This is a genomic window from Amedibacillus dolichus DSM 3991 (assembly GCF_000154285.1).
In the GTDB taxonomy this organism is placed as follows: Bacteria; Bacillota_I; Bacilli_A; order Erysipelotrichales; family Erysipelotrichaceae; genus Amedibacillus; species Amedibacillus dolichus.
Genome location: NZ_DS483474.1, coordinates 134,285 through 147,423, shown reverse-complemented (window position 1 = coordinate 147,423; position 13,139 = coordinate 134,285). Strand labels below are relative to the sequence as shown.

Annotated in this window: 14 protein-coding genes; 9 read left to right on the top strand and 5 right to left on the bottom strand. The window is 40.0% G+C overall.

The features are described 5' to 3' along the window. The 3 genes from miaA to EUBDOL_RS03695 all read left to right on the top strand — a co-directional run bounded on the left by miaA (nucleotide 1) and on the right by EUBDOL_RS03695 (nucleotide 2,733). Nucleotides 1-909, top strand: coding sequence for a tRNA (adenosine(37)-N6)-dimethylallyltransferase MiaA (miaA, locus tag EUBDOL_RS03705; RefSeq protein ID WP_004798625.1), 909 nt, complete (start codon nucleotides 1-3; stop codon nucleotides 907-909). Then, the gene (locus EUBDOL_RS03700; RefSeq protein WP_022420839.1) at nucleotides 909-1,643 is read left to right on the top strand and encodes a tRNA threonylcarbamoyladenosine dehydratase; all 735 of its coding nucleotides are present in this window, start codon (nucleotides 909-911) and stop codon (nucleotides 1,641-1,643) included. The genes miaA and EUBDOL_RS03700 overlap by 1 nt, the downstream gene beginning before the upstream one ends. A gap of 112 nt (nucleotides 1,644-1,755) precedes the next feature. Next, entirely contained in the window at nucleotides 1,756-2,733 is a 978-nt protein-coding gene (locus EUBDOL_RS03695; RefSeq protein ID WP_040463032.1) for a PD-(D/E)XK nuclease family transposase, read from the top strand. 59 nt (nucleotides 2,734-2,792) lie between these two features. On the opposite strand, the gene EUBDOL_RS03690 is transcribed toward EUBDOL_RS03695, so the two are convergent. Next, the gene (locus EUBDOL_RS03690; RefSeq protein ID WP_004798620.1) at nucleotides 2,793-3,440 is read right to left on the bottom strand and encodes a YggS family pyridoxal phosphate-dependent enzyme; all 648 of its coding nucleotides are present in this window, start codon (nucleotides 3,438-3,440) and stop codon (nucleotides 2,793-2,795) included. A 9-nt stretch (nucleotides 3,441-3,449) separates the two neighbouring features. Then, nucleotides 3,450-4,433, bottom strand: coding sequence for a diaminopimelate dehydrogenase (locus EUBDOL_RS03685; RefSeq protein ID WP_004798618.1), 984 nt, complete (start codon nucleotides 4,431-4,433; stop codon nucleotides 3,450-3,452). Nucleotides 4,434-4,612: 179 nt separating this feature from the next. Here EUBDOL_RS03685 and tmk point away from each other — a divergent pair, with 179 nt between their 5' ends. From tmk to EUBDOL_RS03655, 6 genes are all read left to right on the top strand, one after another. Then, nucleotides 4,613-5,245: a dTMP kinase gene (gene tmk, locus EUBDOL_RS03680; protein ID WP_004798616.1), complete on the top strand. Its 633-nt coding sequence runs from the start codon at nucleotides 4,613-4,615 to the stop codon at nucleotides 5,243-5,245. Continuing rightward, nucleotides 5,238-6,215, top strand: a complete 978-nt coding sequence (locus EUBDOL_RS03675; protein ID WP_004798614.1) for a DNA polymerase III subunit delta — start codon at nucleotides 5,238-5,240, stop codon at nucleotides 6,213-6,215. The genes tmk and EUBDOL_RS03675 overlap by 8 nt, the downstream gene beginning before the upstream one ends. Beyond that, entirely contained in the window at nucleotides 6,212-7,111 is a 900-nt protein-coding gene (gene ricT, locus EUBDOL_RS03670; protein WP_004798612.1) for a regulatory iron-sulfur-containing complex subunit RicT, read from the top strand. The genes EUBDOL_RS03675 and ricT overlap by 4 nt, the downstream gene beginning before the upstream one ends. Nucleotides 7,112-7,120: 9 nt before the next feature. Then, nucleotides 7,121-7,975: a 16S rRNA (cytidine(1402)-2'-O)-methyltransferase gene (gene rsmI / locus EUBDOL_RS03665; RefSeq protein WP_004798610.1), complete on the top strand. Its 855-nt coding sequence runs from the start codon at nucleotides 7,121-7,123 to the stop codon at nucleotides 7,973-7,975. A 118-nt stretch (nucleotides 7,976-8,093) separates the two neighbouring features. Continuing rightward, nucleotides 8,094-8,378, top strand: a complete 285-nt coding sequence (locus tag EUBDOL_RS03660; RefSeq protein ID WP_004798607.1) for a hypothetical protein — start codon at nucleotides 8,094-8,096, stop codon at nucleotides 8,376-8,378. Nucleotides 8,379-8,633: 255 nt separating this feature from the next. Next, nucleotides 8,634-9,587: an Rpn family recombination-promoting nuclease/putative transposase gene (locus EUBDOL_RS03655; protein ID WP_004798605.1), complete on the top strand. Its 954-nt coding sequence runs from the start codon at nucleotides 8,634-8,636 to the stop codon at nucleotides 9,585-9,587. A gap of 422 nt (nucleotides 9,588-10,009) precedes the next feature. On the opposite strand, the gene EUBDOL_RS03650 is transcribed toward EUBDOL_RS03655, so the two are convergent. The 3 genes from EUBDOL_RS03650 to aroF are packed head-to-tail and all read right to left on the bottom strand — an operon-like array spanning nucleotide 10,010 to nucleotide 13,136. Further along, nucleotides 10,010-10,858, bottom strand: a complete 849-nt coding sequence (locus tag EUBDOL_RS03650; protein WP_004798600.1) for a prephenate dehydrogenase — start codon at nucleotides 10,856-10,858, stop codon at nucleotides 10,010-10,012. After that, entirely contained in the window at nucleotides 10,855-12,120 is a 1,266-nt protein-coding gene (gene aroA / locus EUBDOL_RS03645) for a 3-phosphoshikimate 1-carboxyvinyltransferase (RefSeq protein ID WP_004798598.1), read from the bottom strand. The genes EUBDOL_RS03650 and aroA overlap by 4 nt, the downstream gene beginning before the upstream one ends. Next, the gene (gene aroF, locus EUBDOL_RS03640; protein ID WP_004798597.1) at nucleotides 12,120-13,136 is read right to left on the bottom strand and encodes a 3-deoxy-7-phosphoheptulonate synthase; all 1,017 of its coding nucleotides are present in this window, start codon (nucleotides 13,134-13,136) and stop codon (nucleotides 12,120-12,122) included. The genes aroA and aroF overlap by 1 nt, the downstream gene beginning before the upstream one ends. Nucleotides 13,137-13,139: the final 3 nt, after the last annotated feature.

Here is a 13,139-nt window from a genome sequence, read left to right as displayed (position 1 = left end):
ATGGAAAAGGTACTTGTAATCGTAGGACCAACCGGAGTTGGAAAAACAAGCTTAAGCATTGAATTGGCAAAGGCATACAGTGGTGAAATCATCAGCGGAGATTCCATGCAGGTATATCGTGAAATGAGCATCGGTACTGCCAAAATCAAGGAAAGCGAAAAACAAGCTATTCCACACTATTTGGTAGATGAATTTCATTTTGATGAAGAATACAATGTAAAGATATTTCAAGAGCGATCACGCAAGTATATAAAGGAGATTTGTGAACGTAAGCATTTACCGATCATCTGTGGTGGAACCGGTCTATATATTAAATCAACGCTATATGATTATGAATTTCTTGATCAAGAAGAGGATCTTAGTTTTCTTCATTTTCTGCAAGCTCGCAGCAACGATGAATTATGGTGCTTATTAAAGACGGTCGATCCAAAGGCTTGCGATAATTTACACCCAAACAATCGTCAGCGTCTAATACGTGCATTGTCTATGGCACATGCGGGAAAGAAAAAAAGCTCCATTATCGAAACACAGCAACACCAACCGATCTATGATGCCTATATTATCGGTTTAACGATGGATCGTGAGCGTTTATATGAACGCATCAATCAGCGAGTGGATATGATGATGGAGGAAGGACTGTATGAAGAAATACAAGACCTTGTAAGAAAGAGAGAACATATTTGGGAGCTGCAAAGCTTTCAGGGAATCGGATATAAGGAATGGAAGGAGCACTTTATCGGCAATGCCGGTATTGAAGAGTGCGTCGAACAAATTAAGAAAAATTCCCGCAATTTTGCGAAGCGTCAATATACCTGGTTTAAAAATCAAATGCAGGTACATTGGTATGATGTAGAGGATCAAAATGCTGTGGAAGCAATCCTTCAAGATGTAAAGGAATGGTTAGGATAATGGAAGAAGCATTACAGCGTATGGAGCTTTTGATTCAAAAGGAAGGAATCGAAAAGTTAAAGCATTCCTGCGTGATGATTATCGGAGTAGGAGGCGTTGGTTCTTATACTGCCGAAGCATTGGCACGCAGTGGTATCGGTAAGCTTATTCTTGTAGATGGCGATACGATTGCGCCGAGCAATTTAAATCGACAGCTTCATGCGACCTTTCATACGCTAGATGCCTCCAAGACACAGGCAATGAAGGAACGCATTGAAAGCTATCGCAAGGATTGTGAGGTTATCTGTAAGGATCTTTTCTATGATGAAACGCAAAATGAAGCATTATTTTGTGAACCGATTGATTTTGTGGTTGATGCGATTGATACGATGACGTCGAAGCTTGGCATAATTCGCTATTGCCTAGGAAATAAGCTTCCGTTTATTTCCAGTATGGGAATGGCAAATCGTATGGATCCGACAAAGATTGAAATTACCGAGCTTATGAAAACAAGCTATGATCCGGTTGCGAAAATCATGCGGAATATGGTACGCAAACATCATATTCGCGGAAAAATTCCGGTTGTTTATTCTTCTGAGCACCCTATTACACAAAATAGGATAATTGATGAAGCAGGAAAAACACGAAAACAAAAAATGCCACCGGCAAGCTCTCCGTTTGTACCAAGTGCAGCCGGACTTGCGATTGCGGCTTATGTGGTAAAAAAGCTTTTGGAACAAACAAATAATGAATAGAGGGGTACTTTGGAAGCAAAAGTATTCCTTTTTTTATGTTTTTCCACCGATTCTTCTTTTTCCTTCGTATGAGATATATGTAGGTATATTTCAGCGAAAGGAGAGGATCGATATGCTTACCAATACAACATGCAGTAATGAAGTGAATTACTGCAACGACTTTTTCTTTAAATATGCTCTTGGAAGTGAAGATGAGGATTCCACGTATATCCGTAACACCATCATTGAGCGTGTTACCGGTATTCACCCAAAAGAAAGCATCGTTTTGAATCCCAATCTTGATCCAACACTGCTTGCGCAAAAGCAAAGCATCTTGGATATTCATGTCAAGGACGAGCAAGATCATGAATATGACTTTGAAATGCAGACTACCTTCTTACAGGCATCGGAATGGAAACGATTTGAATACTATGGGGCAAACATGCTTAGCAAGCAGCTCGTAGAGGGAGAGAACTATCGTCAGCTGCAACCGATTTATCAGATCATCTTTGTAAATGCATGTCCGCAAAATGAGAAACGATTGATCAATCGCTATATTATGCGAGATCCATATGGAGAGGCAGAAAGCAAAGAGCCACTGTTACACAGAATCTATATTCAACTGCCGATGATTGATGAAATAGCGAAGGAAAAGGGAATGGAAGCAATGAATGATTTTGAACAGGTGTGCTACTTATTTAAAAACAATGCGAATCATGCTATACTAAAGACAAAGGAAAGGTTGGTGAGAAAGCTAATGGAAAAGCATGAGAAATTCAAAGATGATGAAGGGCTGTGGTCGCTGGCAATGTCGAGACAGATGGCAGAGTGGAGAGAGAAGAACAATCTGTTGGATAGCTATGATGAAGGCAAGAAAAAAGGTCTAGAGGAAGGTACAAAACTAGGGTTAGAACAGGGCACAAAGCTTGGTTTAGAAGAAGGCAATCGACTTGGCACTTTGAATTTATTGGCCATGCAAATCAAACAGAAATTCGCTATTGATGCTAAAGAGTGGTTATCCACCTTAAGCCTATCTCAACTATACGAGCTTTCCAATCAGCTTCTTACCTGCGATACTTGGGAAGAACTACAACAAGCTATGAAGCAGTAGGTATCAAAATGTTTATTACAAAATAAGAAAGCATAAGAAAAGCCCGATCGGGCTTTTTTCTATATCGTATAATCACGTTTACCAAACAAGATCGTTCCTAAACGTACCATGGTGGATCCATGCTTGATCGCAAGCTCATAATCATCACTCATACCCATGGAAAGAATGTGAATAGATGGTCCGAAGGCTTCTTGTGCCTCTTGAAATAAGGTGTGCATACTTTCAAAACAAGCTTCTATGTCGGCTTGATTATCTGTAAGCGGACCTACACACATTAACCCTTGGATATCCAAATGAGGGAATTGTTGGCACTCCTTTATAAAATTGATGCACTCCTCATAAGCGATTCCGGTTTTGTTTTCCTCTTGTGAAATGTTTACTTCCACAAGTACGGGCATGACCTTATCAATTTTTGCGCATTGCTTTTCAATTTCCTGTGCCAGACGCATAGAGTCTAAGCTTTCAATCATATCGGCATATTTCACTGCATCTTTGACTTTATTCCTCTGTAAGTGTCCAATCAAATGCCAAGTATATTTAGGATCGTATTTTGCGACCAGCTCTTGTACCTTATTTTCTCCGAAAGTACGACAGCCTAAACGATAGGCTTCGTCAACTTCCTCTTTTGTACGTGTTTTACTAACAGCAATCAACTCTACATGAGAAGGCAGCTCTTGAAGAATTTGCTTTGTCTTTTCAATATTCATAAAAGCTCCTTACAGCATCTGCTTTCTAAGTTCTTCACTAGAGAGTGGGTGAAGGTAGCTAGGTGCAATATCAAAAACGGTCTTAGCACCGGACATGCCCTCTTGATTCATACGATAGGCAGCACGTGCATAAGCGACTAAAACACTAGATGTAAATTCCGGATTGGAATCTAATTGTAAACGATATTCTATGACATGCTTATGCTCATCTTCCCAACCGGTTGTGCCGCTATGAATAACAAAGCCACCATGAGGAATGCCGCTATGTTCCTTTAAGAAGGTTTCTTCATCAATGAAATGTACGGTTGTATCATATTCATCAAAGTAGTTTGGCATCGTAACGATTTGACGCTTGATTTCCTCTTGATCTGCACCATCTTGTGCAACAACAAATACCTCACGTGTATGTTTTTCACGTGTAGTCAGCTTCGGATTTGCCCCTGATCGTACAGCCTCTAAGGCTTTTTCTACCGGAATGGTGTATTGTTTAGCATTCTTTACTCCTTCAATGCGACGCACCGCATCGGAATGTCCCTGTGAAACTCCCTTGCCCCAGAAGGTATAGGAATTTCCGGACGTTAAGATAGCACTGGCATATAGACGATTCAAGGAAAACATGCCAGGATCCCAACCTGCTGAAATTACCGCAATTTTATTGTTTGCTTTCGCGCTGTTATCGACGTTTGCAAAATGCTCAGGAATTTTTGCATGTGTATCAAAGCTATCCACAACATTGAAATATTTCGCAAATTCCTTTGTTTGCTCAGGAAGATCTTTGGCACTTCCTCCACATAAAATCATAACATCAATGCGATCCTTCATCTCGATAGCAGCTTCCATCGTATAAACCGGTGTGTTGGCATCGTGTGGTGTGATGCTTGCGGGATCTCGACGTGAGAAAATTCCGACCAGCTCCATATCTTTTGTTTTTGACAAGGCACATTCAACTCCTCGTCCTAAATTACCATATCCCATAATTCCGACTCTAATCATTGGAAATCCTCCTTTATGTATATATACTTTTTTATGATAGCACTATTTTTTTTTCGATGCATTATTTTTATGCGTAAAATTCCTAAAAATTGTCGCTCTTCGAATTTAAAAAAGCGTAATAAGCTTGAAATTATGGTACAATAATAAAGCAAAGTATTGCGAAATTTGAGGTGCTCAGAATGAAAAAGGGACTATTCATTACATTTGAAGGCAATGATGGAAGTGGCAAGACAACCATTTCCATGTTGGCATACGAAAGCTTGAAAGCGGCTGGATATCCGGTGATTTATACAAGAGAGCCGGGTGGCATTGATATTGCGGAGCAGATTCGTCATATCATTTTAGATCCGGCAAATACAGCGATGGACGGACGTTGTGAGGCGTTGTTGTACGCTGCCAGTCGTCGGCAGCATTTAGTTGAAAAGGTGCTTCCGGCATTAGAGAAAAAGCAGATCGTGTTATGCGATCGCTTCTTGGACAGCTCTTTGGCTTATCAGGGAGTTGCACGTGGTATTGGTGTCGATGAAGTGTATGGTATCAATGAATTTGCGATTGAAGGTTGTATGCCGGACGCAACGATTTATTTAGATGTGAGTTTGGAGGTTGGCTTAGCACGTGTGGCATCACGTGGTAATTTGGATCGTATGGATCAAGAAAGCATGGACTTTCATCAAGCGGTCGCAAAGGGCTATGCCATCGTACGTGAGAAATTTGCGAAACGAATGCATATTGTTAATGCGGATCAAGAGGTTGAAAAGGTATTGGCAGATACCTTGAAAGTCTTAGAGGAGATTGTTCAGCCTTATGTTTAAGGAACGCTTACGCAAGCAGCAGCCTATCGCTTATCAAACGCTTGAAAATGCTTTGTGTCAGGATCGCTTGGCACATGCGTATATGTTTAATGGGCCAAGTGGAACAGGGAAAAAGGAAGCGGCATATTTATTGGCACAAAGTATTTTGTGCGATGCGGAAGGCTTTGCCTGTGAAAGCTGTGCGATCTGTCAAAGAGTGCTGCATAATGAATACAGCGATATGATCTATTTAGATGGCAGTACCAAAGCAATCAAAAAAGAGGATATTATGAAACTGCAATCCGCTTTTAGTAAAACGGGATTGGAAGGCAAGGGAAAAAAGATTTATATTTTGGATCATGCCGAAAATGCTACGGTTGATGCACTGAACTCATTGTTAAAGTTCTTAGAGGAGCCAAATAGTGATATGATTGCGATTTTACTTGTGGAGGCGTTGGATCGTGTGCTGCCTACGATTGTATCACGTTGTCAGATCATTCCTTTTATTGCCTTGGGAAGTGATGTCTGTTACAACGAGGCAAAGGCGGAGATTGATGATTTAGATGCGTATTTATTAAGTCGTTGGATTCGTCAAAAAGATGCGATCGTTGCTGCCAGTGAAACGGAGGATTATCAGCACGCGCGCTTTGTCTTTCAAGGGGTGGTGGAGCGCTATTTGGTATCACCGCATGAAGCTTTGTTGTTTTTACAGTTGGAGGGCTTTCCAAGCAAACAGAAAAAATATGGAAAGCAAGCCTTTGGTTATGTAGTGGATATGCTTAATATTTTAATGAAAGATGCCTTTAAGGGAAGTGCGATTACGCAGGATAGCTGGTATCAAAAACAGCTTACAAGTATAGCAGATAAAAATTACGATTATCGCAAGCTAGCACAGATTTTTATGGATACGAAGGATAAGCTGCTTCGTTCGGTAAATATTCAGTTGTTGGCAGATCAAATGTTATATAAAATGAAAGAGGTGATGAAATGAGCTACGAACATAACCCCCATAAAATCAATGCTCATCAGAAACAGCATACGCCCAAAGAGCGTAAGGAAGATAGCAAGCCTGCTCGCAGCTATCAATATGTAGCCTATGTATCGTTTTCGGAATCGAAAAAGGTTTATACCTTTGGTAGTGATGTGAATACCTACAAGGTAGGTGATAAGGTCATTGTAGAAACAATACGTGGTTTAGAAATGGGAGAAATTGTGAAGGAAAGCGAAGCATTTTTCTCCAATGGTATGGAAATTAAACCGATTCTTCGCAAGGCTACGGAAAAGGATCTAAAGCAGGTTAAGGAAAACGAAGAAAAAGCAAAGAAGGCAATGGAAATTTGTCGTGAATGTATTCAAAAGCTACATTTGGATATGAATTTGATCGAAGCGGAATATACGCTGGATTGCAGTAAAATTATTTTTGTTTATGTGGCAGATGAACGTGTGGATTTTCGTGAATTGTTAAAAGAGTTGGCTAGTATTTTCAAATGCCGTATTGAATTGCGTCAAATTGGACCTAGGAACAAATCAAAGATCATCGGTGGACTAGGAAGCTGTGGTATGGAAACCTGCTGTTCACGCTTCTTGAATGATTTTGAGGTTATTTCCATCAATATGGCAAAAAATCAGTTGTTGGCATTAAATATCCAGAAACTAAGCGGACAGTGCGGTAAGCTGATGTGTTGTTTACGCTATGAGGATAGTCAATACAAAAAGTTACGTGAAGGCTTGCCGAAGCTGAATTCACAGGTGGAATATAAAGGACAGCGCTATCGTATTACGAGTATGAATGTCTTGTTGCAGCAGGTAAAAATCGAAAACAAGGAAGATGTCCAATTCTTAGATTTTAAGGAGTTGTGGCCGGATATTGATTTTTCCAATCGTTAGGAGATTGTTATGATACGTCAAAAAAGCTTTGAAAAAGAAGGTGCTGCTTTGTATATTGTCGCAACACCGATTGGCAATTTATCCGAAATGACTCCAAGAGCTATTGAGGTGTTGAAAAGTGTCGATGTTATTGCGGCAGAAGATACCCGTAATACGATGCGTCTATGTGCTCATTTTGATATTCATACACGTTTGATTGCGCATCATAAATACAATGAGGAAACAAGTGCCGATGGCTTGCTTGATTTATTGGATAAAGGGAATAGCGTAGCATTGGTTAGTGATGCCGGTTATCCGCTTGTTTCCGATCCGGGTTATGTGGCAGTTCAAAAGGTCATTGAAAAAGGGCATCCGGTAATCCCCATCAGTGGCAGCAATGCTATGTTGGCAGCACTTGTCGCAAGTGGCTTGGATACGCAGCATTTCTTATTTTACGGATTTTTAAAAGCACAAGAAAAGGAACGTGTAAAGGAGTTGCAAGTTCTTGCGGATTATCCGTTTACCATGGTGTTTTATGAAGCACCCCATCGCATAGAAAAGATGTTAAAAAGCATGTTAGCGGTATTTGAAGATCGAAATATTTGCTTGGCACGAGAGCTGACGAAGAAGCATGAGGAGCTGATTCGAGGTAAGATTTCCGAAATCTTGGAAATCGTAGGCGAGTGCAAGGGCGAGATGGTGGTGGTTGTTGAGGGAGCAAAGGAAAAAGAAGCGATTGTTGATGCAACCTCACCGCTTGTTTATGAGGAAATTCATCGTTATATCCAAGAAGGTCTTACTACCAATGCCGCAATTAAACGGGTAGCAAAAGAAATGGGATTATCAAAAAATGAAGTGTATAAAGAATTTCATGAATTAAGCTGAAAGTCGAATCATTAGGTTCGGCTTTTTTTCAAAATCTTAAAATTTTACCAATTTTTTTAATACTTTCCAGCGTTCCTTTTGTATAATTAAAACAGAGCATTATGCACATAAAAGCGGATTGGGAATAAAGCATGAAGAGGAAGTATTAAGTAATGAAGATGCAACAGCGAAAGAAGTAGAGCAAGCTAAGAATGCATTGAGTGAAGCAATTGAACAGCTAAAACCGGTAGAAACAAAACCGATCATACCGGAAGAACCTGAAAAACCAAACAAGGGAGATTCAACAGATACAGGAGATTATACAAATGCAATAACATACGCTGCATTATTAGCAAGAAGTGGTTTACTGCTCGGAGGTATCTTGTTGAATAGGAAAAGAAGAGGAGCTGATAAGAATAAGTAAGAAATAAAGGTGCAGACTGAAAATAGAGTTTTAAAACTAAAGAATTTTTCCAAATTGAAGATTAACTAAAAACTAGGAGATTTCTTATATGGTAGTTGTTTGATTCACCATGTTTGAAATCTCCGTTTATTATTTTTCGTAATTGACGAGAATTCCACTTAAAAAGATCTATTTTTCTATAATTTTTCACTGTTTTTTCTTTTTCCTTCGTATGAGATATATGTAGGTATATTTCAGCGAAAGGAGAGGATCGATATGCTTACCAATACAACATGCAGTAATGAAGTGAATTACTGCAATGACTTTTTCTTTAAATATGCTCTTGGAAGTGAAGATGAGGATTCCACGTATATCCGTAACACCATCATTGAACGTGTTACCGGTATTCACCCAAAAGAAAGCATCGTTTTGAATCCCAATCTTGATCCAACACTGCTTGCGCAAAAGCAAAGCATCTTGGATATTCATGTCAAGGACGAGCAAGGTCATGAATATGACTTTGAAATGCAAACTACCTTCTTACAGGCATCGGAATGGAAACGATTTGAATACTATGGCGCAAACATGCTTAGCAAGCAGCTCGTAGAGGGAGAGAACTATCGTCAGCTGCAACCGATTTATCAAATCATCTTTGTAAATGCATGTCCACAAAATGAGAAACGATTGATCAATCGCTATATTATGCGAGATCCATATGGAGAGGCAGAAAGCAAAGAGCCGCTGTTACACAGAATCTATATTCAACTGCCGATGATTGATGAAATAGCGAAGGAAAAGGGAATGGAAGCAATGAATGATTTTGAACAGGTGTGCTACTTATTTAAAAACAATGCGAATCATGCTATACTAAAGACAAAGGAAAGGTTGGTGAGAAAGCTAATGGAAAAGCATGAGAAATTCAAAGATGATGAAGGGCTGTGGTCGCTGGCAATGTCAAGGCAGATGGCAGAGTGGAGAGAGAAGAACAATCTGTTGGATAGCTATGATGAAGGCAAGAAAAAAGGTCTAGAGGAAGGTACAAAGCTTGGTCTAGAAGAAGGCAATCGACTTGGCACTTTGAATTTATTGGCTACACTAATCAAACAGAAATTCGCTATTGATGCAAAAGAGTGGTTATCCACCTTAAGCCTATCTCAACTATATGAGCTTTCCAATCAGCTACTTACCTGCAATACTTGGGAAGAGCTACAACAAGCTATGAAGCAATAGGTATCAAAATGTTTATTACAAAATAAGAAAGCATAAGAAAAGCCCGAGTGGGCTTTTTCATAATAAGAGCTGTAAATGTATCGAGCGGAATAATTGAACTGTGTGCTTATTTTATCTTCATATATTGTTTAATAAGTATGGATGGCTATGAACTTTGAATATTTTTTAATGTGAGGAAGGATAAAGTGATTGATCCTAATAGAATTATTCTGTTGCTTTTTTTAAAAAGTATCGAAAAGTTAGTAATTTGATGGGAATACTAGGTCTAAAAGAAACTAGGACAAAAAAGGTGTTGTGTGCCTTAGTGGCAGAAGGAAAGCTTATAGATGGCGGAGTAATCAAAGAAAAGCGATAAAAAAACCTGCTAATTGGTTATGGACTAGCAGGCTCTTTCCCTACAATTCTTTCTAATTCTATCTCCCTCAGCGATCAAAAAGCTTTCTACGCTCGGTTGCCTGAACAAAAAGGCGCTTCAATTCTTTTTCATCATTGTTTTGCAGCGTATTCTTCAAATGATTGATTTCAGCTACAAAATCCTCGATTTCACGAATCAAGATATCTTTATTCATGAAGAACAATTCACTCCAAAGAACCTCATTGATGCGAGCAATGCGGGTTAAATCACGAAAGCTATCACCCGTATAATCAACAAGATGGGTATTATCGTTGGTATTCATCAAAGAAACCGCAATGGCATGGGTTAACTGTGAAACAAAACCAATCATTTTATCATGCTCCATCGGATCTAGTATCGAAATATTCGCAAACCCTAACAGTTCAGCAAACTCCTGCATACATTCAATGGCGGAAATGGTGTTATTTCCGGTAGGTGTAATGATGAAATTAGCATTGTGAAAGATCGTGTCATCGGCATATTGCACACCACTGACTTCTTTCCCCGCCATTGGGTGAGAGGCAATAAACTCCAAATCTGTTCGTAGTATGGCTTGAACATCTTCCACAATTCCTTGCTTCACACCACAGACATCGGTTAATAAAGCATTTGTTTTAATAAGAGATTGATGCTGCTTGATCCATGGCAATATAGCATTTGGATATACAGCTAAAATAATTACATCGGCTTGTTGAATCAGCTCATTTCCAAGTGTCGCCCCATGTTTGATCATACCTTGTGCTTTTGCATAATCTAAGCTTTCCTGCTGAAGATCAATGGCATCGACATGAAAGCCCTGTTTTGATAAAGCACAAGCATAACTCCCTCCAATCAAACCAAGACCGACGATGAGAAAACGTGTATCTTTTGTAATCATAACAAATCCACCTTTCCGCCAACTTTTTTAAAATCTTCAAAGAAGGTTGGGTAGCTTTTTTCAATCGCTTGGGCATCTTCGATGATTGCTTCTTGTCGGCTAGCCATTGCCGCTACACTTAACGCCATGACAATGCGATGATCGTTATGCCCATATAAAGAAGTTTGACAAATCGGATTAGGGTTATGCTGTATGGTAATCGTATCCGGTGTAGAGGTAATATTCGTACCAAACTTTCTTAATTCCTCCTCCATTGCCGCAATGCGATCGCTTTCCTTGATACGTAAACGAGATGCATTATAAATATGGGTAGTGCCTTCTCCATACATACCAAGTACACAAACAATAGGACCTAAATCCGGACAGTTTTCTAAATTGATAGCTTGTCCTATGAGCTTGGCAGGGTGAATACGATAGCCGTCCTTTAATGTATCAATCAAAGCACCAAATTGTTTTAAAATATCAATGATCTGTTTATCTCCTTGCTTGGAGCTTGGCGTTACACCATGTAAGGTAATACCATTGGAAATAGCACCTAATACGGCAAAGAAGGCAAGCTGAGAATAATCTCCTTCAATGGTATAATTGCAGGCTTGATATTGCTGATTACCGGGAATGTATAGTGTAAATTCATCACGATAGTATGCCTTCACACCAAAGCGTTCCATCATTTCCAAGGTTAGATCAATATATGAACGTGATTCAAACGGTGGCTCAATGTGAATTGTGGAATCTTCAGTTAATAATGGAAGGGCAAATAGTAAGCCGCTGATGAATTGACTGGAAACATCTCCCTTTAGTGTATACCCTCCGGCTTGTAAGGACTGATGAATGTGAATGCCTGAAGGTGTATGGGTAAAATCCAGTCCTTGCTTATGAAAGATATCCGCATAAACCTTTTGCGGACGATCGAGCAAGCGGCCTTGACCGGTGAAGGTAATATCTTGATTGCATAAGGAAAATATAGGGATAAAGAAGCGCAACGTGCTGCCGGATTCGTTACAAAAAATTTCCTTGGCAGCTAACTGTTGAAAGCTTTGAACACCTCGAATATAGAGTGTGCTTCCATCTTTGCGAATACTTGCGCCAAGCTGCTTCATGCCTTCTATCGTTGCGAGAATATCTTTTGAATAAGCGACGTTTTGAATTATGCTTTCTCCATGAGCAAGTGCCGCACAAATAATTGCGCGATGGGACATAGATTTGCTAGGAGGAATATGAATGCTGCCAGTGCTTTTTGATGGCAATAGATGAGCTTTCATTATAAATCTCTCCCGATGACCTTCGCAATCGCACGTCCCTTGCGAATGACCTCTGCAAAGCGATTGGGACGTAAAGATTGTGCACCATCGCTCCATGCACATTCCGGTTGGTTATGCACCTCAATCATCAAGCCATCAGCTCCTGCCGCAATTGCCGCCAGTGAAGCAGCTTCTACCAATTCCCAATCACCGGTCGCATGACTTGGATCGATGATGATCGGTAAATGAGTTTTCTTTTTAATAATCGGAATAACACTTAGATCCAAGGTATTACGTGTTGCCGGTTCAAAGGTACGAATACCACGCTCGCATAAAATCACCTTTTCATTGCCCTCGCTCATAATGTATTCCGCACTCATGATCCATTCCTCAATGGTGTTTGCCAAGCCACGCTTTAAAAGAATCGGTTTATCTGTTCTTCCAACAGCCTTTAATAAATCAAAGTTTTGCATATTACGAGCGCCGATTTGAATAATGTCTACATTATCCACAAATTCATCTAATTTATCAATGCTCATCAATTCGCTGACAATCGGAAGGCCGGTTTGTTTACGTGCCGCAACCATAGCCTGAATGCCCGCACTTCCCATGCCTTGAAAAGCGTATGGACTGGTACGGGGTTTGTAAGCACCACCACGAAGCATCACAGCACCTGCCGCTTTGACATCTTTGGCTAACTGTACGACCATATCCTCACCCTCGACCGAACAAGGACCGCCGATAACAACAAGCTTTTCCTTGCCGCCGATACGAATGCCATTCACTTCTACAATGGTATCATCAGGGTGAAACAAGCGACTTGCTTTTTTATAAGGGGAAGAAACGCGAACGACGCTATCCACATGAGGATTGGCTTCAATACGTTTTGGGTCGATGCGGCTGGTATCACCAACGACACCAAACACATTATAGTTTTCGCCGATGCTTTCATGAATTTGTAAGCCTTGTGCCTTTAACTGATCCATAACCTTTGCAATATCTTGAGCAGAGGTATTTTTTTTCATTGTAATAATCATAAT

Coding starts and splice junctions, on each gene's coding strand:
- miaA (WP_004798625.1), top strand. CDS start 1: ATGGAAAAGGTACTTGTAATCGTAGGACCAACCGGAGTTGGAAAAACA.
- EUBDOL_RS03700 (WP_022420839.1), top strand. CDS start 909: ATGGAAGAAGCATTACAGCGTATGGAGCTTTTGATTCAAAAGGAAGGA.
- EUBDOL_RS03695 (WP_040463032.1), top strand. CDS start 1,756: ATGCTTACCAATACAACATGCAGTAATGAAGTGAATTACTGCAACGAC.
- EUBDOL_RS03690 (WP_004798620.1), bottom strand. CDS start 3,440: ATGAATATTGAAAAGACAAAGCAAATTCTTCAAGAGCTGCCTTCTCAT.
- EUBDOL_RS03685 (WP_004798618.1), bottom strand. CDS start 4,433: ATGATTAGAGTCGGAATTATGGGATATGGTAATTTAGGACGAGGAGTT.
- tmk (WP_004798616.1), top strand. CDS start 4,613: ATGAAAAAGGGACTATTCATTACATTTGAAGGCAATGATGGAAGTGGC.
- EUBDOL_RS03675 (WP_004798614.1), top strand. CDS start 5,238: ATGTTTAAGGAACGCTTACGCAAGCAGCAGCCTATCGCTTATCAAACG.
- ricT (WP_004798612.1), top strand. CDS start 6,212: ATGAGCTACGAACATAACCCCCATAAAATCAATGCTCATCAGAAACAG.
- rsmI (WP_004798610.1), top strand. CDS start 7,121: ATGATACGTCAAAAAAGCTTTGAAAAAGAAGGTGCTGCTTTGTATATT.
- EUBDOL_RS03655 (WP_004798605.1), top strand. CDS start 8,634: ATGCTTACCAATACAACATGCAGTAATGAAGTGAATTACTGCAATGAC.
- EUBDOL_RS03650 (WP_004798600.1), bottom strand. CDS start 10,858: ATGATTACAAAAGATACACGTTTTCTCATCGTCGGTCTTGGTTTGATT.
- aroA (WP_004798598.1), bottom strand. CDS start 12,120: ATGAAAGCTCATCTATTGCCATCAAAAAGCACTGGCAGCATTCATATT.
- aroF (WP_004798597.1), bottom strand. CDS start 13,136: ATGATTATTACAATGAAAAAAAATACCTCTGCTCAAGATATTGCAAAG.